We start from the raw sequence: 23,583 nt of genomic DNA, 5'->3' as shown, positions 1-23,583 counted from the left end.
ATTTTACTTTAAGATTCTAGTATCAATAACTTTTTTAATATTGTTATAGACTTTCGTAACCACGCGAAACTCCACTCTACGGCTCATTTCCTCGCTTTGCAACGGCTTTGAAAACGACAAGCCATTTGATTGAAACACACCCATAAGCCACTCCCGCTCCGTCGCACTCGCCCCATTTGCAAAGCAGTATCGAAGCACATTTAACGCCCTATTTTGCGACAAAGACGCATTGTATAAAAAGCTATCGTCCTTGCTACTCGTCCCTCGCCAGATATTTGAAGCGTGTCCCTCGATGATAATCGCCTCGATGTCGTCCCTGTATTTATTCATAATCTTCATATATCGTGGGAAAAAATCATCTAAAATCGCCTTAAAATTGGGCGTTAGCTCCGATTTCCCAAGCTCAAAAATGGCGTCTAGCTCGTTAAATCTAATCGTATTTGTGTCATCAATACTCGCATTCCACGCTCCAAAATCACCGCTAAACTCCCGCACAAGGTCGTTATTAATATCAAGCTGGAGCTTGGCATACGCCTCCAAAATCTCGCTCATATCGCGGTTTAGCTCCACTAGCTTTTTGTTGCTCTCAATCAGTTCCTTTGTCTTATTCTGCGACACAAAAATAAAGGTAATCGCCACAAGCAAAAAAATCATCATAATCCCAGCAAACATATCCGCTATGCTAATCCACTCAAATGAATTTCTCACGCTAAAAATCCTTTTTATATTCCGCTTTTAAGGCATTTTTGGAGCATTTTTGAGCTATAAATCTACAAGAATCTAAGCCCAAATAATTTAGCGTAAAAAAGCAAATACCATTCCGCTAGATTTTAAAACACTCTTTGACTTAGATTCTCGCAGTTTAGATTCCTATAGATTCCAGTATTTTACAAAAAATGTAAAAAATACTTGACATAAAATGTAAAATTTTATAGAATTTCGCACATGGTTTAATAAAGTGCTTAATAAAGCATATGGTTTTCACAACGCACGAGTTTTAATATAACTCGTGCTTTTTACAAAGGAAAATAAATGTTACGAGAAAGATTGAGGGATTTGGAGTTGCGGATTACAGAGTTAGCCGACTATCTCCAAGTCTCACGCCCCACGATGTATAAATTTATTGATTATTACGACAACAAAAAGTTTGATTTAATCGATAAAAATATGCTGAAACTTTTCAATTACATCAGCGAAAATGAGCTTATCGGCAAAAAAAATGTGATAAATTACATTTTAAGCAATTTCGCTGATATTAAGGATTTGGGTGTAGAGGGCGAGTTAGAGAGATTTAAAACCATAAAAAATTACATAATATCCAACCCAGATTCTAAAAAAAGTCAGTTTATCGCCACTTGTGCGACGAGCGATTTGTTTGATGTGGCGATTGGCTATTTTGTGGGGATAACGCCACTTTTAAAAAAGCGCAAATTAAGCAAGGCGGAGGGGGAGCGGATAATGCCATATAAAAAAATGCTAGAGACAATCAAAACAAAAGGAGAGTAAAATGGAGCGAGCATTGTATTTTAATAATTTTAGGAATGTGGGCTTGGATGAAAGCGAGAGATTAGTCCTTAATCATTCTCTAAAAAGAGGTGAAATGGGGAATCTTGTCATTCTCATCGGGGCGAGAATAACTCAGGCAAATCAAATGTGCTAGATGGATTGATGGCGTTTCAAAATGGGAAATTTGAGACTAGGGATATTACGACCCTAGAGTTTGATGAGAAATATAGGGTATCACAATTAGGGCTAGTGGCAAAAGATGATGACGGAAATGACTATAGTTATAGCATAACATCTTCTAATGAAATAATTATTAGCTATCCAAAAGTAGGAGACAAGCCAACCAAAGTGCTTTTAAACGAAGCATTTTACGATAAATACGACATAGACTTTACGCCAATCATTAGAAAATACGATGAAATAGCGATAAAAGATACTGATACCGAATGTTTGGTTGCAAATATGGCGAAAAATTCTTTTATGAAAGCTATTTTTTCTGCCATTAATATTTCCATAGATAAAATATCAAGTGTATATGAAAGTTTTAAAAAGACAAGAAGCAAAGGTGTTTTAAAAGCATTTGAAAAAAAGATTAATTCCAAATTAGCATAAGGTTTCAAGTGATTTTAATGCGCTATATTTCGCCAAAGATGACAAATATAGATTTAAGATAAGGTTGGAATCTAATAAAATATCCCTTGCTTTACTTAGAGGAAGCAAGGAAGAAAAAGGCTTGTCACTAGAGCAACAATCTACTGGATTTAGGTGGTTTTTTAACTTGTATTTTAATCTCTTGGTAAAGCAAAGCTTAGATGCTGGAGATATTATAGTAATGGACGAACCAGCGACGAATCTGCACCCAAATGGGCAAATTGAGCTAAGGAAATTCCTAAAAGATTTTGCGATAAAAAATGATATAACTATCATCATCGCCACCCACTTGCCATTTTTAATTGACTTGGACTATTTAGATGAGCTAAGAGTGGTAAAAATGAATGATAATAGGGTGTCTATAGTAAACAATTTTGCTGCAATTGATAGCGATGACCCAGATACGCTAAAGCACATTAAAAATGCCCTAATGACAAGTAAACATGTATTGTTTGACTTTGATAGCAAGGTGGTTTTTGTGGAGGGGATTACGGATTATAATTATCTCAGTATGTTTAAAAAAATCTTTCAAGCACAAGAGGATAAAAACAATAAAAATAAAGTTGGAGACACAAAAGATATTGTGTTTTTGCCGATAAATGGCGTCGGCGACAAAAACGCTCCAAACTGCGATAAAAAGCAACTTGAGATTAGCAAAAGGCTAATTGATATTAGGAAAAATAATCCTATTTTACTTGTCGATAGCGATGAGGCTGGTCGCTCAATGAAAGAGGCAAATAAGAAAGATTCGGCTTTGAATATTATTTGCTTGGGTGAGATTAATAAGGATTTTAAAACTATCGAGGATTTATTTGACAAAGATGATTTAAGCAAGCTAAATCTAGTTAATGAAAATGGCGAATTTATAAAACACTCATCGCAATCATCGCTAATAAAAACCCACTGTGCCAATTATGAATTTAGCGATAAAACCTTGGAGAATTTCAAAAAACTTTTTGATAGATTGAGAGATTGATTTTGGCTTTTATTTGGCTTTAATTTAGGGCGATAGAATCTCGCTTAAATTTGGTTTTGATTGGCTTTAAAGTAGCGATTTCTTAGATTTTTAAGATTCCTAGAATTACGAATCTAGCGAATATAGCCTAGATTTAAGCGATTTAAAAATTCCATCAAAGCCTACACGCTGTAAGTAGCGGTATATGAAATCTAAAATTACAAAATTCTAGAATCTTATAGTAGAATCTGCTTTTTATAAAATAAAAGGCTAGGATTTGGAAAAAGTAAGCATAATAACAGTCGTTTTCAATGATGAAAATAATATAAAAAGCACGATGGAATCGGTGCTAAGCCAAAGCTATCAGCATGTCGAATACATTATAATCGATGGTAAAAGTAGCGATTCTACGCTAGAAGTCATACTAAATACGCTAAAAGACATCGCCACAACCACAAGAGAAGAAAAAAGCAAAGATAGATTCTTGCGTGAATGCGTAAAAACTAGCAATCCAAACTTTAGCATAAAAATCCTGAGTGAGCGCGATAGCGGAATCTATGATGCTATGAATAAGGGAATTGACCTAGCTACGGGAATGTGGTGTAACTTTATGAATAGTGGCGATAGATTTTATTCTAAAAATTCTATAACAGAGCTATTTAATGAGTATCAAAAATACCTAAATAGGGGGGGGGTAGTATGTAGTATCATCTATGGCAATAGTGAGCTAATCTATGATAAAAATCACTCCAAGATACTCAAATGCACCACAAAAGAGCATAAATACAAACATCATTTTATACATCAAGCGGCATTTATCGATGCGAAATTAATGAAAAAATACCATTATGATACTGGCTTTAAGATTGCTGGGGATACGGACTTTTTCGTCAAATCTTATCGAAATGGCGAGAGATTCTTGCATTTTGAAGTGGTGGTTTGTAGCTTCAATCTCACTGGAATCTCATCAAATCTAACATTTCAAATCTTTAAAGAAGATTGTAAAATCGGCTATAAATATAATAGATTTTTCCCGCTCCAGCACACTTTTACATATCTATTTTGGATTATCCCAAGATTTGCTATTCGTAAGATTTTGCCCAAAAATCTCGAAGCAAAAGCAAGAATGATATTTGGTAAGAAACGACAATAATGCCTTAAATCACCAATAAATCACTAGAGATGTTTTATTGCAAAAGCCCAAGATTTGGCTAAAATCGCCTTTAAATATTTCACTAAGTATTTTAAAAGTGTTTATTTTATAGAATCCCACCTTTATATTAATAAAGCATTAGAATCTCAAGAATTCTACAAAAGGCATTTAATGAATAAATCACTAGAATCTAATCTAGATTCCATAGATTCCAAAGCTATAGATTCCGCTTCCAAATTAGAATCCAGCTTTGGAGATTCCGTGCTAAATTCCACATCAGATTCCACTCCCAAAATCGTAGCAATCTACGGCGATGTGGCATATAAACTAGATGAAAACTCACTAAAAATCCCAAAAAAATATGCAAATCCAAAATATCGTATGCCATTTTGCCACCAAGCCGTATTTGTCAAAACATCGCTGTTAAAAAAATATAAGTTTGATACGAGCTTTAAGATTTGTGCAGATAACGACTTTTTCACCAAGATTTATCATTTGGGCTATAAATTCCACAAGGTCGAGCAGATTATTAGCCTATATGATGCCTATGGGGTCTCTTCTCGCCCAAATCTTAGATTTTTCTATGAAGAGCTAAAAATCGCCCAAAAATACAATAAATTTTATTTTCTAATATTTATCCCAAAATATCTATTTATGGTTTTAAAATACGCCATAAAAAGCCTTTTACCACGAAAGTTATCAATCCTAATCCAAAAGAATTATAATGCCAAATAGCACAAAAAAGCCATTTATCTCTATCGTAATGCCCGTTTTTAATGTGGAAAATTACATTAAAAGGGCACTAGATTCGTGTATTAACCAAACGCTAAGCGATATTGAGATTATTATCGTTGATGATTGTGGGAATGATAGCTCGGTAGAAATTGCTAAAAGTTACGCCAAGCGCGACCCACGCATTAAGATTCTCCATAATTCCCAAAATCTAGGGCTATTTAAAGCTAGAATAATGGGGGAGAAAAATGCAAGTGGGGAGTATATCTTAGCCCTTGATGGCGATGATTTCCTTAGTATTTTTACTTGCAAAGCACTATTTAGAGCCGTCCATAATCTAAAAAATAATCTAATTTCAAAAGCTAAATTATTTAAAAATTTGAATTTTTTAGCTAAATGGGGGGGGGGGAGATGAATCCTAAAATCTCCATTATAATCCCCGCCTACAATATTGAGCGATACATTAAAAGGGCGTTGGATTCGTGTATCAATCAAACGCTGGGCGATATTGAGATTATTGTCGTTGATGATTGTGGGAGTGATAGCTCGATAGAAATCGCCAAATCTTACGCCAAAAGGGATTCTAGAATCCGCATTATCCATAATCCCAAGAATCTAGGCACTTTTAACGCACGATTGCAAGGCATAAATAACGCAAAAGGCGAGTATTTACTTTTCCTTGATGGCGATGATTATTTGGATTTAAAGGCTTGTGAGTTGGCTTATAAGGCGAGTTTGGACGCCATAGAATCTGCAGAATCCTTAGAATCTAACCCAAAAAATCCCAAAGATTTAACACATTCCACAAAACCCCCACATTCCATAGATTCCCCAGATTCCAAGCCGGATATTATATTTTTTGGTATGCGACATTATCCGCCCACTTGGAAGCGGACAACCCCGCCCGTGCTTACTAAAAGCCTACGAAATGAGGAGATTTTAAAAGCTGTATTCGCCCATTGTGCCACACCGCCGTGGCACATATGGGCGAAGCTTTATAAAGCTTCGCACATTATGCGAGTGTGCGACTTGCTCGTGGCACATATGGGCGATTTTGAGCGGCTTAACATGGCGGAGGATAGCCTAAAAAGCTTTATTATTATGGCTTTGGCAAAAAGCTCAAAGGGCATTGATGATAAGCTATATATCTACTGCGACAATAAAGGCTCAATCACAAGGCGTATCGACCTAAACTCCACAAAGAAAAAGATTGATGATTTAAGTAGAGTGATAGATTATCTTGATGAATTTGCCAAAATCGATGAGGTGAGAAATCATAAATACTTCCAAATCGCCAAAAATAAAACGCAAAATATCCTAAGAGCCACGAGGGAGCTAGAGTATCGCTACCTAAGCCCAAGTGATATAAATGCGATTAGGGGGGGGGCAGCTAAACGATGCGTAACTCTCCCTATTTATTTAGAGTGCTGTATAAAATCTATGCGCTACCACAGAAAGTGGCAGACATACGCCAGAATCCTAGCCTATATCCTAACACTAGGCAAAATCAAGCTCTAAAACTCGCTTCAACAAATCTTAGGAATCTAAAACCCCAGCTAAACTACCAAGATTTTACGCTAGATTCCACGCTAGATTCTAAAAATCCAAATCCGCAAACTCGCAATAATTCGCAAAGAAAATTAAGGATTCTGCATTTGGCAAGTGATAATTTCCAAGGCGGGGCGGAGAGCGTTTTTCGCAATACTATTGAAATCACTGCAAAAGATTTCATCATCTATACCGCAAGCTGCGATAGGGAGATAGCGGAATCTCAAAAGCACATTATTTTAGATGATTACCAAAACTATAATAAAATTTTAGGGGTGCTTAAATACATCTTTAATCTTAAAAATTACCGGATTTTAAGTGGGGCATTAAAAACGCTAAAACCAGATATAATCCACACGCAAAACTATCTCTCTCGCCTTAGCCCAAGTGTGCTTTTTGCCCTAAAAAAGTATAAGAAATATAATTCAAAAGTTCGCCTTATTTACACACAGCACGGCTTTGGAGCGTGTGCGAACTTATGCTTTTATAATTATAATAAAAATGCGATTTGCGAAGAGTGTAAAAATAAAAGTCAAATCCGCATTGCGTGGAAAAACTGCGATAGGCGTGGGAGAATCTACTCGATTTTAAAATCTATCCGCACACTATTTTATCAAGGGATTTTCCTAAAAGAGCAGAATCTCTTTGATAAAATCATTTTTGTTAGCAATTTTCAAATGCAAAAACACCTAGAAGCTGGATATGACGCCCAAAAATGCGTGGTTATCACAAACCCAATCGATAAGAAATTTTATAATCCAAATGTGAGTTTGGCGGATAAGGAAAATCTAATAGTATTTTTTGGGAGAATCTGTGCGGAAAAAAATGTGGAATTGTTAATAAAGGCTTTTAGAATGCTAGTAAATGAGCCAGAGTTTAGCAAATATAGACTGCTAATAATCGGCAATGGGGAGCGAAAAGAGAAATGTAAGAATCTAGCAAAAAGGCTTTTTGGAGATTTAGCGGGGAATCTAGGAGAGATTCAAAAAGATAAGATTCCAGCTGAGATTCAAGGGAGCGAGATTCTATCAGCAAATACGCCAAAGATTCCCCAAGCTAACGCACCAAAGCCTTTATGTGAGTTTATATCCCACCTAAGCCCAAGTGAGCTAAAAGAGATTTTAAAAAAGTCAAAAATATCCGTTTTGCCATCTTTGTGGTATGAGACCTTTGGGCTAACTATTTTAGAATCTATTCTAGCTGGGGCATTTCCATTGATGAGCGATATTGGAGCACTAAGCGAGACTAAAGAGAGTTTTGGAGGTGTTACATTTAAGCTAGATAATGGCGAAAATCTCTACATTGCTCTAAAAAATACGCTAGAAAATTATGAAGAATTTTTTAAGAAAATTCCATCTTATCAAAAAAATATCATTGAAACTACAAATGATAAAAACTACTTAAATGCCCTAGCTAATGCGTATAAAATCACTACTGCCGATGATATGGGGGGGGGAGGAGGAATCTTGCTAGTGCTAGAGATTTTTTCACATATAAGCAAAGTAAATAGCGTGATTTTTATGGATAGATTACCCCCAGAGTGCCTAAAAAATATCCTTAAAAACGCCAAAATTAGCATTCTTCCCTCACTTTTATATGAAACTTTTGGACTAACTATTGTAGAATCAATTCTAAGTGGTAGCATTCCTTTAAGTAGCGATATTGGAGCATTAAGCGAGACTAGCAAGGAATTTGGCGGATTTAGATTTATACCAAATTCCAAACATAGCCTAAAAGATTCTATGAGGGCGATTCTATTAAATTATGAGGAAAATCTTACGGACTTATTAGTGCAACAAAAGAAATTAGAGACACATAATAAAACCTACGAGCAAGACATAAAATCGCTATATTTTAGTGAATTTAAGGAGTAAGAATCTTACTAATCTCCACTTTTATATCCAAAATCTCGGCTCTATACATACTCGTAGTAACAACCATATCTACGCCTGTTTTTGCGTATTCTGCGATATTTTGGAGGTTTATGCCACCTGTGGCAGACACTAAAATATGCGGGAAATCCGCCCTTATAATCCTTACAAGTTGGCTTAATTGTGGTAGTTCAAATCGCTCACATTGCAATACATCTGCCCCAAGATTTGCCATTTTTAGGGCGGATTCTATGGAATCTACTTCGATTATTACTCTATGCTCTTTGAATGTGCTTTTTAGCTGCTTTATGGATTTTTTTGCGTCATTTAGGGCGTTTAAATGTTCGCTAAAGATTAGCACACTATCGCTTAAGCCCAATCTATGCGGGATTCCGCCTCCGGTTATTAATGCTTTTAGTAAAAATTTCTTGGCAAATGGCATTGTTTTCCGTGTGCCTAAGATGGCGATTTCTGGGTTAAATTGCATGGCGATAGATTTCATTTTATGCGTGTATGTGGCGACGCTAGAGCCGTATTCCATTAGGTTTTGAAGTGTTTTTGATATTTTTAAGATTGCCCTTAAATCGCCACTTAAATGCAATGCCAATTCTTTTGCACCTAGATTCGCCCCATTTTCCGCACAAGATTCTATATTTAGTCCGCATTCTAGGGTGATTTGCTTGCTCTCACTAATACCACACAAGATAATAGAATCCTTTTTTGGGTAAAACTTCGCCCAGCCACTCCCGCTAATACCAAGCCCAAAAGTGGTATTATCCAAAAACGGCACATCTTGCCTTAAAAGCCCCATTAGCTCGGCTATATCGAACTCTATCATCTACAATCCTTTCGCATTCAAATCCTTTTGTAAAAATCGCAAAAACAAAAATATCGCCAAGCAAATCACGCCTAAAATCGTGGCGTAAAAACTCGCAGTGTTGTATTCTGCCCCAAGCACGGCGTTATAAATGGCAAGTGAGATTGTCTCGCTTTTATTTACGATGTTCCCGCCGATTAGTAGCGTTATACCAACCTCGCCCATAGACCGAGCAAAGCCCAAGAATAGGGAGCTAAGCAAGGTTTTATAAATGCAAGGAATGCTAACAAAAATAAATGTGTAAATCTTGCTTTTGCCAAGCGTATAGCTAACCGCCTCCAAATCCCTAATCTTCCCGCCTAGCACAGATTCCACGGGTTTTACGACCAGCGGAAGCCCCGCGATAAAACTCGCAATAACAACCGCCTCAAAGCTAAAAAGCAAATTAAGCTCCCCAAAAATGCCATTTTTCCCAAGTAATAAAAGCAGAAAATACCCCAAGGCAATAGGCGGAAAGACCAGCGGGAGCGTAACTACGATGTCGATTGTGGTTGCTAGTAGCCCCTTATTTCGGCTTAAATATAATGCTAAAAGTAGCCCAACGAATAGATACAAAAGGACGCAAATCACGCCGACTTTTAAGCTAAGCCAAAATGGGGCGAAGCTAATGGATTCTAGCATTGCGTTAAGAGATTCTAGCGTTGTGCTAAGAGATTCTGGCGTAGATTCCATTAAAAGATTCCATTAATTTTAATAGATTCTTGCAACTCGCGGGATTTCGGCATTTTATATTTTTAATGCGTAGATTTAAGCCAATCTAGTGCTCTAGCCCATATTTTTTAAATATCGCTACCGCCTCCTTGCTTTCTAAAAATGCCATAAACTCCGCAATTTCTGTGCTTTTAGATTCACTTAATTTGGCAATGGAGATTAAAATTGGCGTATAAAGGCTCGAATCCACCTCAATCATCGCTCCAAGCCTATCTTTGAGTGCCAAATAATCGCTGATATTTATAAGCCCCACATCGACATTTCCCTCGCTTAGATATGTCGTAACCTGCGGGACTGTGGCTAAAAACATCAATTTAGATTCCACATCTTTATAAAGATTTGCGTTTTTTAAAAACTCCATTCCAGCCACGCCATAAATCGCCTTTTTGCTATCTGGGAGAGCGATTTTTTCGGCATTTTTTAAGTCATCTAAACTTTTAAATCCGCTATCCTTACTCCCCACAACTACGAGCTTTCCATAGCCTACAAGCTGGGGCTTTTCGACTTCTAGCTTGGACTTTGCGATAAATTTCTCATCGCCAAAAATGGCGTCTATTTTCCCGCTTTGCTTTGCTTGTTCGATGATTTGAGCTAGATTCCCATAGATTCGATTGACTTTTTTGCCACTTTGTTTTTCATAGATTTTCACCACCTCTTCAAGCGGCTTTTTATATCCAGCCCCACTAGCGACCAAAATCTCGGCATTTGCAAACCCAAAAAACGCACAAATTAACGCAAAAATAGCTAAAACTCTCATTTCCAAATCCTTTAAAATATAATGTGGTGCATTGTATATAAAAATATATAAATTATTTATAAATTAAACTATGGCGATTTTGATGAGATTTGGGCTAAACTTATGTATTTTTCCACGCCAAGCGTTCTATGCGTGTCATCAAAGTCATTTAGATAGAATGTAACGATGAGATTGCAATTTATGCTAGGCACGACAACCGCACAAATGGAGTATTTATCATCATAGGCGATTCTAATAACAAATTTTGTCAATTCGCCTTTAGATATGTAGCATTCCACTACTTCGCCACTTCTTAAGCTATCTAGCGTAATAAATTCTTGGATATTAATCGCACCTATTCTTTTTATCGTTTGCTCTCTATTCTGCATATCTAGGGCGTGTTTGGTGCAAATGATTTTCTTGTCATAAGAAAGAATTTTATTTGTCATTTCCTGTAATTCACTTGGGAAATAAAGTGATTTATTATAGATTCCATCAATCATAATTCCACTCATACAATCTCCTAAAATATTAAATTAATAATTGTTATTTTACCATCTAGCTTAAAATTTTCTTATATAGATTGGGTAGGATTTATAAAGTATGGAACGATTTAATTAAAAGCGGATTTGCAAGTTTGGCTTCGTTTTTAATTCTTTATTCCTTAGATTTGACATTTTAAAATTCATTTAAAAATCTTTATTCGGTAAAGGCTTTGCTTTTTTAATCTAATCCTACCTACCGCCACTAAAAAGAGCAATGGAAAGATTCCCAAGATTCCAGCGTTCACACAAAATCTAATTACTCTAAAATCTTATGTGAGGCGTAGCTTCACACTTAAATGGGCGGTGTGGGGCAAAATAAAATCTAAAAATTTAAACCAAGTTTATTTTTTAGAATCCCTCTAAACCACACTTAAAAACAAACTTAAATTTCTTAGAATCCTAAAAAGATTCCAATGCATAAAAATCTAAATAATTTCTACAGATTCCAAAGATTTCGCAGATTCCCAAACTCCAAAAAATTCTAAATATTTTAATATTTTCGAAATCTGCAAAGATTCTAAAAACCTATAAAAAGATTCTAAATTTCGCCCAAGTTTTTAAGCGTTTCAAAGATTTTTTAATATGTTGATTTTTAAAGGCGTTCACCTTTAAAAATTTATTTTAATCTAATCACGCCCACCACCTCTTTTTTATGTATGAGGCTAACGCCTCATACAAGATTTATAAAAATTGCTTCGCAATTTTTAAGGATTCGGTGGAGGGCTTCGCCCTCTTTTTTAATATAAAGGTGAAGTTTTATGTGTAAGAAATCGTGGCTGTGGGGGTTTTTACGAGTAAGATAAGACTCTTTCGAAAAAAACTCCGTTTCACGATTAAACCTCCATAAAAACATAAAACAAACTTTAATTTCTTAAAATCCCAAAACGATTTTAAATAAAAAAAGTTTTTTGATAGGTTGATTTTTTATCTATGACAGGAAACTTCGCTTCGCTTGTTTTCCAGCCCACCGCCCCTATTTTACGAATTATCAAAAACTAAAGTTTTTAATAATTCGCTTTTTTGGGTGCTACAGCACGAAATCTTAATTTATAAAAATATAGATTCCCAAGATTCCAAGCATTTACGCAGAATCTAAAAGAATCCAAAGAATCCACGATGACTCAAATTAGTATTTATACCCCAATTCTACATAGTATCTTCTGCCCTCCATTTCATAGCCATAGGAATACCAATAGTTTCTATCGGTTACATTGTCGATTCCTAGTGCGATTTCAAAGCCACTTATTCTATAAGCTGCTCGAATATCTAGCAAGAATACATTTGGGGAATCTATGTAGTTATTATTTACTCTCACGATTCTAGGGCTTGTGTATCTACCTCCTGCTATTAAATCTAAATCGATTAGCGGATTATATTTGATTCTTGCACTTGCAATATGATTTGGATAGTCTGTGATAATAGTTCCATCTTGGGACTTTTTCTTAATATATGCGTAGTTTGCATTAATACTTAGAGTTGAGATTAGCTCATATTGGATTTCAGCTTCTATCCCCCACGCATTGCCATTTGGCTTATTTGTTAAGCGTCTGCAGTTTGCTCCAGCAGCACAAAGGCTATCTGCCACATTCTCTGTTACAATCATATCTGTTAAATCATTGAAAAATCCAGCAAGGCTTAATCTTAGCTCATCTATTGGATAGTAGCTTAAGCCTAGCTCATAGTTTATGGCAGTTTCGGTTTTTAAATCTGGGTTTGGTAGTCTTGAGCCACCCACTGCACCATATCTATCCATTAGCGTTGGGAGGGCGTCCTTTTTCCCAATGGTAGCGTATAGATTTACACTATCTATTGGGTCATAGTAGAGTATGGCTTGTGCTCCTACGCCTCCTAAGCTTCTTAGAGGGTCTTTGGTGATTGGAGAGTTGTTATTTACTAAAGTCTCTGCGTTAATCACATCATTTCGCGTATAATTTAGGCTAAAAGAGGCTCGTAGATTATCCAAGAATATTCTAGTATATTCCCCAGCAATATAGCTTGTAATATCGCTTTGCTTTGACATAGGATATTGTGCTGGGGGCGATGAAATTTGGTTGGCTTTTTCAAGGTGATTATCGCTCTTTGCTAGAATGCTAAATTTTAGATAATCATCTGGGCTAATATCAATCCCCAACCCAAGTGTCGCCCCCAAAGTCCAATCATCATATCTAGAATATCCAGCAAAAATTCCTCCAGTTGGGTTGATTGTGCCATTTGCTAGGAGCTGCCCTTTGCCATCAAGCTCGTTATCAAATGTATCGTAGAATATTCTTGAGGTAAGCGTAACCATATCGCCTAGCTTGGTATTTGATAGAAAATAAGCAGTGATTTTCTCATATTTTGGCCAATGTAGGATATTACTATTTTGCTTTGTGTTTATCACTCCACCTCTATCTCCATTTTGATAGGTTAGATTTAGGCTATATTCATCGGTTAGATTCGGTGTAAAGCCTAGCTTTAGGTTAAATCGCATATTTTTATAATAGCTTCCTACACGATTTCTATCTCTCTGCCACGCTGTGGGCTTGAAATGTTTTGAAAGTTGGTAATATTTCCTTTGCATATTTGAGAAGCTAAATTGTGCGTAAAATTTCCCTAAGTTTGTCCCAATTCGTGCGTATTCGTAGTGTTGATTTGGCGTTTGATACTGCCCTCGTAACTCTACTTCAAGCTTATCTTTTGGCTTTTTGGTAACGAGATTCACCGCTCCACCTATGGTATTTGGACCATAAAGCATACTTGTATAACCCTTTGAAATTGAAATGCTCTCCGTGTCAAATAGCGTGAATTGCCCCCAATCTGTCCGCTTATCATAGATAGAATACATTGGAATCCCATCGATGAAAATCCCCGTTTCCCTACCTGCATACCCACGAATACTAAAGCTAGGCTCACCCCTATGACTAGCTGGAGGGGAGTAAATCACACCTGAAGTATATTGCAGACTTTGAGCAATATCTTTCATATTCATATCTTTAATCTCGGTTTCATCGACGATGCTTACTGTTCTATTTTCATCGATTCTTTTTGCTACGACCTCGACTTCGCCTAGATTGACTTGCTCTAGGCTGGAATCTGTGGAATCTTGAGAATCTTTAGCGAATGCTACCCCCCCCCCATAATAAAATAATCGATAAAACTTTGCTTATATTTTTCATTTGTTCTCCTTATTAATTTTAATTTCGCAGATGAGCTAAGCTCATCTTTGCGATAAGGGGCGTTGCCCCTTTAAACCCCCTAAAGCTACGAATTTTTAACAAAATTCGAGAAGCTAAGGTATAATTTCGCGGACTAGCCAAGCTAGTCCTTGCGACGAAGGGCGTTGCCCTTTACAGGAAACTTCGCCATCGCTCGTTTTCGAAACCCCTAAAGCTACCCGCTAAAAGCGGGAGAGGCGAAACTAAGTTTCGCCGGCAATAGTGGAATCACTAGTTTTGAAATAAGGGTGTTGCCCCTTTTAAATTTCACCTCACTTCATTTAAACCCCCTAAAGCTACGAATTTTTAACAAAATTCGAGAAGCTAAGGTATTAACTTCATAGGCGAACAAATTCGGCTTTATAAGGAGAATTAAAAACTTAATTTAAACTCCTTTATATCGCAGATATTCCTCACAATCGCTAATGCTATGGAAAAGCAACACATCGTAATAAAAAATATTACAATTTGATATTTTCGTATATTTCATTAGCAAGGCTAGATTTTGCGTATCGCTCGTGCTAATGGTGCATAATAGATTTCCAAAATTATCATAGATAATCGCCCACTCATAGCCTAGCTCACCCAAAAAGCTAAAAATGCTTAACACATTTTCATTTTGTGCCTCAAGATGGAATTTATCCCATTCAAAATAAATGCATGGCTTATGCATTTCTAGCGTCTCCCTCGCACTTCGTAGCACCTTAAAATCAAATCCATCTGTATCGATTTTGATAAAATTTGGCTTAAAATTATGCTTTTTTTATAGTGTTATCAAGGCTATCTAGGGAGATAGATTCCCCGCTAGATTCCACACCGGATTTAAAATCCGCCCTAGATTCTACCAACTTCCCGCTACCTTCACCCAGTGCCACTTCATAATTTTTAATCTCATCGCTAATAAATGTATTTTCAATGATTATACCCCCCCCCGTTAGATTGGCTAAAATCCGTGCCATAGTTTAGGGATAGATTCGCTTTAATTAGCGATTCGTAGCTTTTCTCGCCCTCAATTAGCAAGTAATTTGCATCTTTAATATTAGTAAAAACAGCGGTATCACCGATATTTGCCCCCACATCTACCATATTTAAAAATCCATATTTTGATTTTATAAATTTACCTATGTGGTGTAGCTCTCTGTCGTAATTTGGATAGATTTTTTGATTATAAAAAATGGTGTGTGAGAGTGGCAAAATAAGCCTAAATCCACCATATTCTAAGCAAATCAGCGGATTTGTGAATTTCAGCATTAGCCTCCTAAGTCTTAGTAAAATCCGCTCCAAAAGTTTAGAATCCGTCCTTAAAATCGCCCTATAAATAAACGAAGCGAAGCTCCCCATAATCCCGCCTTTTAAAAGATTTTTCTTTGTCATATTAACTCCCTTTTCTTGTAGTATTTTTATAATTTTGGCATATTATCACAACTTCGCAATCTCAATGATTTCTTGGGCGATTTTTTGATTAATTTCTTGCTCCCGCTCAGAGCCAGATTTAAAATTAAGATTGCCATTTTTATCCCTGCTCTGCCTTGCGTTATGGGCTTTACAATATGCACTCAATGAACGAGTTTTGATATGCCTAACTTGCTCCCTAAATTCATCTTTCACAAAAAAAGCATTTGTCCCGCTACTATCGCAGCCTACAAAAATATAGCCCTTTTTCTTCCCAAGCCTAACTAGTGCTTTTATCGATGCACCAAAATATAGTCCGCTATAATGAGCCAAAAAGCGATTGAAATCCGCCCTATAAGGCACACTTAGCGACTTCTCCGCACCAAAAATAGCGTTGTATTCGATGATTACAATGGCAGGAGCGATTTCTATGCGTTCCCAAATGTGATAATCCACGCCATCAATATCAATGCTTAAAATTGCGACATTTTTAATTGAGCGGGAATCCAGCCAAGAATTTATTAAGGCGTTAATGTTTTCTTTGGTGATAAAGGCATTTTTTGCCTCTAAGTCGTATTTCCAGTAAAGTTCGCTTTGCTTGATTTTATTTATATTTTCACTTCCGCCGTCCATTATTAGCCCTTGAAAATTGCGATTTAGTAGCAAATAATGCGTATTAGACTCGCTAAAATCCTCTACGCCAAATTCTATAAATGCACGGGAATAATTTGGGGAATCTATGGCGGTTTTGCTATGTTGTGATTTTGTGGAGTTTGTGGAATTTGTGGCGTTTAGATTGAGCGAATCTGCGGTATTTTTAGAATCTGCGGAATCTAATTTTTGCTCCCTTGCGGAATCCTTAAAATCTACGCAAGTCTGCCTATCTAATCCCAAAATCTCAATTAGAAAATCCAAGATTCCATCTTCGCCATTTTGTGAAAATACGCTAAATTCCATATCTTCTATAAATATGCCATTTTGTAAATGCTGGGAGCTGGATTTTACGCACGAGTTGGATTCTGTGCTATATTTTCTAAAATTAGGCAAATTGGATTCTAGTGCGGATTCTACGCTAGATTCCATATTAGATTCCAAACTCGATTCCCCCCCCCCCCTATTATTTGCTAAACCACTATTTGCCATATTTGCAAGCATTTTTCTATAAGATTCCATATGCAAATGAGCCAAAATCTGTGCGTTTAAAATCATATTTCTATCCACTTTCCTATCGATTTTATCTATCAAAAATCGCCTATGCCACGCCAAAGGCGGTATTAAAATCTTTTTTAAGATTGCTTTTAAAAATTTCATTTTTCTCCTTTATTTAGTTTGACGCTAGAGCTTTAACTTCATAGCTAAAGACAAGTGGGCTTGGGGCGTGAAATGCGGAGTTTGTCATACGATTCCAAAAAGCAATTTTAGAGCGATATATTTTTAAGAAAAATTTCCTAATCAATTTTTTTATCCCCCTGCTCCCCATTATCGCCTCGCTATCGACTATCTCCACATTTTTAAACCCCGCCATTTTCAGCACATAAATCAAGCTCCCAGCGGTAAATAGGCAATTATGCGTCCAATCCTCATACGCCCAATACGCCCCTGTATTGCTACTTGCATTTGGCACGGCTATGAAAATCCTGCCATTTTTACTTAGAGCGGATTCGCGAAAATACCTTAGAGTGGGAATCACCTGCTCTTTTGGCAAATGCTCGATTACATGCGTTGCGATGATTAGGTCAAACTTTTTGCTTGGCTTAAAATCAAAGATATTATTTATTGTTTCAACTTCAATCCCTAGCTTTTTTACGCACTCAATGGCGTTTTGATTTATATCTATTCCATATAGATTAAAGTCTTTTTTAGATTCATCGCTTGGTTTGGCGGAATTAGATTCCGTAGAATCTATCCCCCCCCCCCATATTTACGCTTAATTGCCCCTAAAACTTGCCCAAATCCACAGCCAAAGTCTAGGATTCTAGCACCGCTCTCCAAGTCTTTTAGCACAAAGTCAAAATACGATGGTAATATGAAATTCTCATAAGTCTCACTACTCACGCCCCTAGCTTCAAAATAATCGCTCATTTGCCACTCCTGCAAGTTAAATTAAAAGTTAAATAAAACTAGAATCTTAGGCTAAATCCCTAGAATTTAAGCTTAATTTTTTCATGCTCTATCATAATTTCTATGAGCTTATCAAAGCTCGTATTTTTAGGATTCCAGCCGAGTTCATTCTGTGCCTTTGTGGAATCCCCAATGCTACTTTTTATATCAAGTGGGCGAAAATAGTTTGGATTTACTTCGACTAGAATCTTATTGGTTTTTTTATCCACGCCCTTTTCATCTAGCCCATTTCCAATCCACTCCAAGTCTATCCCCACTTTTGAAAATGCGATTTCGCAAAACTCCCTTATGCTGTGCTGTTCGCCTGTGGCTATGACGAAGTCTTGTGCTTTCGTGTGGGAGAGCATTAGATACATACATTCGCAGTAATCCTTAGCATATCCAAAGTCCCTTTTGGAATCTAGATTCCCAAGATATAGTTTATCTTGCAGGTTTTTGGCGATATTTACGGCACTTTTGACGATTTTCTTGCTTACAAATTCATCGCCGCGGAATTCTGATTCGTGGTTGAATAAAATCCCATTTACCGCAAAAAATCCATATGCTTCCCTATAATGCCTAACCATATAAAATGAGTAGAGTTTGGCTATGGCATATGGGGACTTTGGGTCAAATGGCGTAGTTTCGCTCTGCTTCGTTTGGCTTGAGCCAAAAATCTCCGAGCTACAAGCATTATAAAACTTGCATTTAAGGTTTATATTTCTAATGGTTTCTAGGATTCTAAGTGTGCCAAGTGCGATAGAATCTGCGGTGTTTTGCGGGAGTGAAAAGGAGATTTTTACATTTGAGATTCCAGCTAGATTATAGATTTCATCGGGTTTTACTTTTTGTAAAATATCTACAATCGAGCTTGAATCTGTAACATCGCCATAGTGATAAATGACCTTGCCCTTAGCGTCATTAAAGTATAAATCATCATAGTGGATAAAGCTAAAATTATGCTTTGGCAAGTGCCTAATCATAATATGAACTTCGTAGTTTTTCTGTGCTAAAAGCTGGATTAGAAAGTAGCCATCTTGCCCATTTGCCCCTATAATTAGTGCTTTCACATTTTCTCCCTTATTAGTTTATTGTAAAAATCTAGCGTTTGTTTGTAGGTATTTTCCCAGCTAAAAAGCTCAAGCCTTTTTGTGGAGAGATTTATTTTTTCTTTCATTAGATTCTTATTTTTTATAGCTTGGATTATAGATTCTGCGATGGATTCTGGCTCGTGTGGATTAAAGTAGAGTGCGGAATCTTGGGCGATTTCCCTAAAAACTGCAATATCGCTTAATAATGTAGGACATTTGGCATAAAAGCTTTCTATTATGGGAATCCCAAATCCCTCATACAAGCTAGGAAACACAAAGCACAGGGCATTTTCATAAATGCTATATAGCTCATTTTCCTTTGCTTGAATGCTTATAAAAACATCGCTTAAATCTAGCGAGTTGAATCTCTCTAGCTCAATCTTATTAAATGGGCTTCCCACGCATAGGGCTTTTATATGGGGGTAATCTTTATGGATTAGCGATATGGCATTTATGAAGTTTTCAAAATTCTTATATCCGCTTCGACTTCCCACAAAAAGAATATAAGGCGAATCTAGATTTACTATCGCCGTGGCTTTTGGCGAATCTACCTTAGAAAAGCTACTAAGGCTATGCCCTAGATAAATAACTTGTATTTTTTGGCTTGGGATATGGAAAAGATTTATTAGGTCATTTTTGGTTTGGTTTGAGATTGCTATTATCCCATCGGCTTGTTGGCAGTTTTTAAGCTTTAGGGCGGAAGTCTTTTTATCGCTCTTAAAATAAGAGTTGGCATAAATCTCATGAATCATATCATACACGGTTACTACAAGGGGAATCTTATGGGGCGTTTGCCACATTTTCAGATTCTTATAATAGCTTATGTGATAAATATCAATTTCCTTGCTTCTTAGGGCGATTTGCTCTCTAAGCTCATTTAGATTCCATATAAGGCGTGTTTTGCCTTTAAAATTTTTAGTTGGCTTATTTTTAGCCAAATATAGATTTTCCGTGTAAAGCGTGGGGATAGTGGCGTTTGCATTTTGACTATATAGCTCAAAAATATACCTTGAGATTCCACCTACAAATTGCGTAGAGAAAATATCGTGCGAGTATAGCACTCGTGGGGTTTCTAGGCACATTTTCTATCGCTCCAATCGCTCCAAATGCTTTGGATTCGGGCTTTAAAATGTGCTTTGCGTGGTTTTGTCTTGGGTTTAAATATGCGTTGTGGGTGTTGGGAATCTTGAGAATCTTGGGATTTTTGGGAATCTGTGAAAAAGCTAAGATTTATTAGTATTATTACATAGAGTTCCCCCCCCCCCCATTTAATGCTTTCTCATAGATTGCTATTACAGATTCTGCGGAGATTTCATCTATATTTAATGTGCTTTTGTAGCTTTCGGTATTGCTAATTTTGGCGTAAAGCTCGGCGTTTGTGGCGATTTGCGGGTGTAGCACATAGTAGTATTTATCACATATCTCTTTGGGATATGGGATAAATCTATTTAGGTGGTTTCCGTTATATACGACAATGCTTGTCGTATCTAACGCACTTGCCAAGTGTGCTACACTTGTCTCGTTAGCAACCATGTGGTTTCCGTTATATACGATTCCCGCTAGTTCTAATAGAGTCGTTTTGCCACATAGATTTTTTATTTGGGGAGTTTCGGGGGAATCCGGGGCGGAATCTGTTTTAGAATTTAGCGTGGATTTCATCGCAGAATCTTTGGCAATTTTTAGCGTGGATTCTATTTTAGATTCCGCCCCAGATTCCGCATATTTCCCTTGCGCTAGATTTATGATTTTCTCTGCATTTAAGCAATCTTCACTTAGCCCACAAATGACTATATTATATTTTCGCTCTAAAATATGCCTTGCCATTTTGGCGAAGTTCTCCGCACTCCACTTGCGATTGGGGCTACTTGCCCCGATAAATAAAATGCTATATGGCTTTATTAGGCTAAATTTATCGCGTAAAATCTCAAAGCTAGGCAAAAATGCGGAGTCAATGAAGAGCTTTGTATCTAGCTTTACGCCTAAAAACTGCTCGAAAAACTCCATATTTCTATAAAATTCAAAGAGATTCCCGCTTTTGTTGGCTAGTAATTTTGTGTATTTTTTATTTTCTTTTAGTAGATTTTTAGTGCTTAGATTTGCGGTGTTGCCGATAGGAGCGACGCTCTCGCCGGCGTTTATATGATTTGCTAGTGCCTCGCTAATAATGCATTTTGAAAAAGTGGGATTTAGCAATATATCAAAGCGGAGTGATTCCAAAAAGAAAAGCGTTTTAAGGCGATAGAGTAGGCTTCTCATCATCTTAGGGCGACTAATAAATATGAAATTATCCACAATTTTAGAATCTAGCTTTAATGCTAATTCCTTATAAGATTCATTGCAAATTAGACTTAGGTTGGAATCTAGATGGGATTTTAGTTCGCACAGGAAGTTTCTAAAAAGTATGTAGTCCCCGATTGCATCGACTTTGATTATGGCGATTTGTGTGGAATCTTTGGGGCGAATAAAATCGCCGGGTTTTATAAAATCGTGGGCGAATCTGGAATCTATGGAATCTATGGAATCTGCGGAATCTGTAAAACGCCTAGAATCCCCCTTAATTTTCCCATAGATTCTGCCACATTTTGCTATTAGGTCAATCGCTAGAAATGCTATGTTTCTACATTGTTTTAATATGGGTTTTAGGGCGGATTTACAAGCTAGATTCATAAAATCCCCTAGCTTGATAGAATGTATAGAATCCTAAGTAATTAAGATAGTTTAGGTAGAGATATAAAAGTCGCCTTTTGGATTCTAAAATTTGCGAATATAAAATATGTGAGCGTGAAATGTAAGCGTGAAGTATAAAGAATAAAAATCTTAGTTCATATTCCCCCCCCCCATTTATGATTGCTTCATAGCTAGTTATATAGCTATTTGCCACCATTTTAGAATCAAATTTCTTTAATACACTCTCCCTTGCGTTTTGAGCGATTTGAGCGTAATTAGGCGATTCTAGCACCCATTTAATGCCATTTGCCAAGTCGCTCACATCTTTTGCTAGATAGCCATTTAGCTTATGCTCTATCATATCGCCATTGCCGCCAATATCAAAGGCGACGACTGGCGTCCCACAGGCTAGGCTCTCCATTATCGCATTGCTTAGATTTTCCGCTAGGCTGGGGACGACAAAGACATCTGCGGCATTATATATCAGCCGCAAGGTCTCATCATCGCTTTTAAATCCTAAGAAATGCGTCTTTATGCCAAGTATATTTTCACCGCTACTTGAGCCAAAAACAAGTAACTCGTAGCGTGGATTCGCACTTTTTAGATTTTCGCCCGGTGGATTCTTGCACGATAAATTTTCGTTAGATAGATTCCGCTCCGCAAGATTCTCGCCCGGTGGATTCTCGCTTGAAAGATTCTCGTTTGAAAGATTCCGCCCTAGATTTTTGCCTAGTAATTCTAAGGCGGCTTTTAGCTCACCATATCCTTTGCGTTTGACTTCTGTGCCGGATATCGCTCCAAATGCGATGTATTTTTTCGCTTTATTTGGAGAAGCGAAAAATAAGCTTTTTAAAAGCTCCTTATACCCCCCCCCATTGATGATTTTTTGATAGAAATCTATATAATTTTTTGCTACAAGATTAGAATCAAATTGCAGTGCTTTTGCCCTTGCATTTTGGGCAATTTGGGCGTAATTAGGCGATTCTAAAATCCACTCAATCCCACTTGCTAAGTCGCACTCACTATATGGCTCTGCCAAATATCCGCTTACTTTATGCTCGATAATGTCTTTTAATCCGCTCGTATCAAATGCCACGACTGGCGTCCCACACGCTAGGCTCTCTAGGGCGACTTGTCCAAAAGATTCTACTAGGCTTGGCACTACCACAACATCGCTTAGGCTATAAAGAATCCTAAGTGAAATATCATCGCTCAAATATCCCATATAAATGGTCTCAATGCCACTTACTAGCTCATTTGTGGAATATTTGGAGTGAGAATCTTTAAGGTGGTTCGCGGAATCTATCAAATCTGTGGAATCTATGGAATTTGTAGAATCTCCCTTAGATTTTGTGGATTGTGAAATATCCCCTGATGCCCCAAAAACGACTAGTTTTATATTTTCTTTATTTTTTAACATATTTAGGGCAGCTTTTAGCTCTGCATAGCCTTTTCTATCTGTATCTAGTGGATTTATCGCCCCAAATGAAATAATCTTTTTATTAGTATTTTCAAGCCCTAGAATTTCCCTTGCTAGTGGCTTTGCTAGGGGTTTATATATATCTGTGTCAATGGGATTTGGCAAGTTTATAATCTTTTTATCTTTCAATAGGGCGGATTCCTTAGCGGAGTTTGCTATCCACTTGCTAAGCCCATTTATGGTTAGATTTAGCTTTGGGTAGGTTTTTGCCTTTGCTCTAAAAGTTAAAAAGCTAATATCAAATTTAGCGCCTGAATTTAATAGGGGGCATTTTTTACACTTGATGCTAACCCCTATACAGGCGGGGGGCGCACATAGGCAACCCCCCCGTTCAGGGGTGGGCACGCGGACAAACCCAAAGAACGGGACCCCAA

General features: G+C 37.0%; 26 protein-coding genes. 10 read left to right on the top strand and 16 right to left on the bottom strand.

Translation table 11 applies throughout. The annotated features are described in order from the left end of the window. Positions 1-3: 3 nt before the first annotated feature. Positions 4-708 carry an OmpA family protein gene (locus CCY99_RS07340; RefSeq protein ID WP_258443847.1) on the bottom strand — a complete coding sequence of 235 codons (705 nt, stop codon included), beginning with the start codon at positions 706-708 and terminating at the stop codon, positions 4-6. A gap of 324 nt (positions 709-1,032) precedes the next feature. On the opposite strand from CCY99_RS07340, the gene CCY99_RS07335 reads away from it, so the two are divergent. The 9 genes from CCY99_RS07335 to CCY99_RS07305 all read left to right on the top strand — a co-directional run bounded on the left by CCY99_RS07335 (position 1,033) and on the right by CCY99_RS07305 (position 8,419). Continuing rightward, positions 1,033-1,506, top strand: a complete 474-nt coding sequence (locus CCY99_RS07335; protein ID WP_112060768.1) for a hypothetical protein — start codon at positions 1,033-1,035, stop codon at positions 1,504-1,506. A gap of 1 nt (position 1,507) precedes the next feature. Then, the gene (locus CCY99_RS09730) at positions 1,508-1,660 is read left to right on the top strand and encodes a hypothetical protein (protein WP_220092244.1); all 153 of its coding nucleotides are present in this window, start codon (positions 1,508-1,510) and stop codon (positions 1,658-1,660) included. Beyond that, positions 1,654-2,118: a hypothetical protein gene (locus CCY99_RS09725; RefSeq protein WP_220092243.1), complete on the top strand. Its 465-nt coding sequence runs from the start codon at positions 1,654-1,656 to the stop codon at positions 2,116-2,118. The genes CCY99_RS09730 and CCY99_RS09725 overlap by 7 nt, the downstream gene beginning before the upstream one ends. A 64-nt stretch (positions 2,119-2,182) precedes the next feature. Continuing rightward, entirely contained in the window at positions 2,183-3,133 is a 951-nt protein-coding gene (locus CCY99_RS09720) for an AAA family ATPase (RefSeq protein ID WP_220092242.1), read from the top strand. A 256-nt stretch (positions 3,134-3,389) separates the two neighbouring features. Next, complete coding sequence (locus CCY99_RS07325) at positions 3,390-4,265, top strand: glycosyltransferase family 2 protein (RefSeq protein WP_112060767.1); 876 nt, start codon at positions 3,390-3,392, stop codon at positions 4,263-4,265. 171 nt (positions 4,266-4,436) lie between these two features. Next, on the top strand, positions 4,437-5,000 hold the full coding sequence (locus tag CCY99_RS07320; RefSeq protein ID WP_258443843.1) for a hypothetical protein: 564 nt from the start codon (positions 4,437-4,439) through the stop codon (positions 4,998-5,000). Then, a complete protein-coding gene (locus CCY99_RS07315; protein ID WP_112060766.1) occupies positions 4,990-5,412 on the top strand; it encodes a glycosyltransferase family 2 protein in 423 nt (140 codons plus the stop codon). Before CCY99_RS07320 ends, CCY99_RS07315 begins: the two co-directional genes overlap by 11 nt. Further along, positions 5,409-6,515, top strand: a complete 1,107-nt coding sequence (locus CCY99_RS10005) for a glycosyltransferase family 2 protein (protein ID WP_112060765.1) — start codon at positions 5,409-5,411, stop codon at positions 6,513-6,515. Before CCY99_RS07315 ends, CCY99_RS10005 begins: the two co-directional genes overlap by 4 nt. Next, on the top strand, positions 6,422-8,419 hold the full coding sequence (locus CCY99_RS07305; protein WP_276567374.1) for a glycosyltransferase: 1,998 nt from the start codon (positions 6,422-6,424) through the stop codon (positions 8,417-8,419). Before CCY99_RS10005 ends, CCY99_RS07305 begins: the two co-directional genes overlap by 94 nt. On the opposite strand, the gene modD is transcribed toward CCY99_RS07305, so the two are convergent. The 13 genes from modD to CCY99_RS07240 all read right to left on the bottom strand — a co-directional run bounded on the left by modD (position 8,409) and on the right by CCY99_RS07240 (position 20,144). Further along, positions 8,409-9,254 carry a ModD protein gene (modD, locus tag CCY99_RS07300; RefSeq protein ID WP_112060763.1) on the bottom strand — a complete coding sequence of 282 codons (846 nt, stop codon included), beginning with the start codon at positions 9,252-9,254 and terminating at the stop codon, positions 8,409-8,411. The two genes, CCY99_RS07305 and modD, sit on opposite strands and share 11 nt — an antisense overlap. Then, a complete protein-coding gene (locus tag CCY99_RS07295) occupies positions 9,255-9,965 on the bottom strand; it encodes an ABC transporter permease subunit (protein WP_112060762.1) in 711 nt (236 codons plus the stop codon). Positions 9,966-10,050: 85 nt separating this feature from the next. Continuing rightward, positions 10,051-10,761, bottom strand: coding sequence for a molybdate ABC transporter substrate-binding protein (gene modA / locus CCY99_RS07290; RefSeq protein ID WP_112060761.1), 711 nt, complete (start codon positions 10,759-10,761; stop codon positions 10,051-10,053). 68 nt (positions 10,762-10,829) lie between these two features. Beyond that, a complete protein-coding gene (locus CCY99_RS07285) occupies positions 10,830-11,255 on the bottom strand; it encodes a hypothetical protein (protein ID WP_112060760.1) in 426 nt (141 codons plus the stop codon). A 1,156-nt stretch (positions 11,256-12,411) separates the two neighbouring features. Next, positions 12,412-14,247 carry a TonB-dependent receptor gene (locus CCY99_RS07280; RefSeq protein ID WP_181646887.1) on the bottom strand — a complete coding sequence of 612 codons (1,836 nt, stop codon included), beginning with the start codon at positions 14,245-14,247 and terminating at the stop codon, positions 12,412-12,414. A gap of 617 nt (positions 14,248-14,864) precedes the next feature. Continuing rightward, positions 14,865-15,215, bottom strand: coding sequence for an FkbM family methyltransferase (locus CCY99_RS07275; protein ID WP_112060758.1), 351 nt, complete (start codon positions 15,213-15,215; stop codon positions 14,865-14,867). Positions 15,216-15,231: 16 nt separating this feature from the next. Beyond that, the gene (locus CCY99_RS07270; protein ID WP_112060757.1) at positions 15,232-15,438 is read right to left on the bottom strand and encodes a hypothetical protein; all 207 of its coding nucleotides are present in this window, start codon (positions 15,436-15,438) and stop codon (positions 15,232-15,234) included. After that, a complete protein-coding gene (locus CCY99_RS07265) occupies positions 15,392-15,853 on the bottom strand; it encodes a hypothetical protein (RefSeq protein WP_112060756.1) in 462 nt (153 codons plus the stop codon). The genes CCY99_RS07270 and CCY99_RS07265 overlap by 47 nt, the downstream gene beginning before the upstream one ends. A gap of 45 nt (positions 15,854-15,898) precedes the next feature. Beyond that, positions 15,899-17,182: a hypothetical protein gene (locus CCY99_RS07260; RefSeq protein ID WP_112060755.1), complete on the bottom strand. Its 1,284-nt coding sequence runs from the start codon at positions 17,180-17,182 to the stop codon at positions 15,899-15,901. Positions 17,183-17,195: 13 nt separating this feature from the next. After that, a complete protein-coding gene (locus CCY99_RS07255) occupies positions 17,196-17,777 on the bottom strand; it encodes a class I SAM-dependent methyltransferase (protein ID WP_258443867.1) in 582 nt (193 codons plus the stop codon). After that, positions 17,774-17,953 carry a hypothetical protein gene (locus CCY99_RS07250; protein WP_112060753.1) on the bottom strand — a complete coding sequence of 60 codons (180 nt, stop codon included), beginning with the start codon at positions 17,951-17,953 and terminating at the stop codon, positions 17,774-17,776. Before CCY99_RS07250 ends, CCY99_RS07255 begins: the two co-directional genes overlap by 4 nt. Before the next feature lie 59 nt (positions 17,954-18,012). Further along, positions 18,013-19,041 carry a GDP-mannose 4,6-dehydratase gene (locus tag CCY99_RS07245; protein WP_112060752.1) on the bottom strand — a complete coding sequence of 343 codons (1,029 nt, stop codon included), beginning with the start codon at positions 19,039-19,041 and terminating at the stop codon, positions 18,013-18,015. Next, a complete protein-coding gene (locus CCY99_RS07240) occupies positions 19,038-20,144 on the bottom strand; it encodes a glycosyltransferase family 1 protein (protein ID WP_112060751.1) in 1,107 nt (368 codons plus the stop codon). Before CCY99_RS07240 ends, CCY99_RS07245 begins: the two co-directional genes overlap by 4 nt. Here CCY99_RS07240 and CCY99_RS09630 point away from each other — a divergent pair. After that, positions 20,126-20,299 (top strand): hypothetical protein, encoded by a 174-nt coding sequence (locus CCY99_RS09630; RefSeq protein ID WP_181646886.1) that lies wholly within the window; start codon positions 20,126-20,128, stop codon positions 20,297-20,299. The genes CCY99_RS07240 and CCY99_RS09630 overlap by 19 nt on opposite strands. Before the next feature lie 5 nt (positions 20,300-20,304). On the opposite strand, the gene CCY99_RS07235 is transcribed toward CCY99_RS09630, so the two are convergent. Then, entirely contained in the window at positions 20,305-21,729 is a 1,425-nt protein-coding gene (locus CCY99_RS07235; protein WP_112060750.1) for a glycosyltransferase family 9 protein, read from the bottom strand. Further along, positions 21,713-23,583: glycosyltransferase (locus CCY99_RS09955; protein WP_112060749.1), on the bottom strand; the 1,871-nt coding region annotated here is incomplete at its 5' end. The genes CCY99_RS07235 and CCY99_RS09955, both read right to left, overlap by 17 nt.

The organism is Helicobacter sp. 16-1353 (genome assembly GCF_003288815.1).
Classification (GTDB): Bacteria; Campylobacterota; Campylobacteria; order Campylobacterales; family Helicobacteraceae; genus NHYM01.
The sequence above is the reverse complement of the archived record's forward strand: the minus strand, read 5'-3'. Positions and strand labels throughout refer to the sequence as shown.

Bases quoted from the DNA above. Each gene is read 5' to 3' on its own strand.
- CCY99_RS07335 (WP_112060768.1), top strand. From the start codon at position 1,033: ATGTTACGAGAAAGATTGAGGGATTTGGAGTTGCGGATTACAGAGTTA.
- CCY99_RS09730 (WP_220092244.1), top strand. From the start codon at position 1,508: ATGGAGCGAGCATTGTATTTTAATAATTTTAGGAATGTGGGCTTGGAT.
- CCY99_RS07320 (WP_258443843.1), top strand. From the start codon at position 4,437: ATGAATAAATCACTAGAATCTAATCTAGATTCCATAGATTCCAAAGCT.
- CCY99_RS07315 (WP_112060766.1), top strand. From the start codon at position 4,990: ATGCCAAATAGCACAAAAAAGCCATTTATCTCTATCGTAATGCCCGTT.
- CCY99_RS10005 (WP_112060765.1), top strand. From the start codon at position 5,409: ATGAATCCTAAAATCTCCATTATAATCCCCGCCTACAATATTGAGCGA.
- modD (WP_112060763.1), bottom strand. From the start codon at position 9,254: ATGATAGAGTTCGATATAGCCGAGCTAATGGGGCTTTTAAGGCAAGAT.
- CCY99_RS07295 (WP_112060762.1), bottom strand. From the start codon at position 9,965: ATGGAATCTACGCCAGAATCTCTTAGCACAACGCTAGAATCTCTTAAC.
- modA (WP_112060761.1), bottom strand. From the start codon at position 10,761: ATGAGAGTTTTAGCTATTTTTGCGTTAATTTGTGCGTTTTTTGGGTTT.
- CCY99_RS07285 (WP_112060760.1), bottom strand. From the start codon at position 11,255: ATGAGTGGAATTATGATTGATGGAATCTATAATAAATCACTTTATTTC.
- CCY99_RS07280 (WP_181646887.1), bottom strand. From the start codon at position 14,247: ATGAAAGATATTGCTCAAAGTCTGCAATATACTTCAGGTGTGATTTAC.
- CCY99_RS07270 (WP_112060757.1), bottom strand. From the start codon at position 15,438: ATGGCACGGATTTTAGCCAATCTAACGGGGGGGGGTATAATCATTGAA.
- CCY99_RS07265 (WP_112060756.1), bottom strand. From the start codon at position 15,853: ATGACAAAGAAAAATCTTTTAAAAGGCGGGATTATGGGGAGCTTCGCT.
- CCY99_RS07260 (WP_112060755.1), bottom strand. From the start codon at position 17,182: ATGAAATTTTTAAAAGCAATCTTAAAAAAGATTTTAATACCGCCTTTG.
- CCY99_RS07250 (WP_112060753.1), bottom strand. From the start codon at position 17,953: ATGAGCGATTATTTTGAAGCTAGGGGCGTGAGTAGTGAGACTTATGAG.
- CCY99_RS07240 (WP_112060751.1), bottom strand. From the start codon at position 20,144: ATGTGCCTAGAAACCCCACGAGTGCTATACTCGCACGATATTTTCTCT.
- CCY99_RS07235 (WP_112060750.1), bottom strand. From the start codon at position 21,729: ATGAATCTAGCTTGTAAATCCGCCCTAAAACCCATATTAAAACAATGT.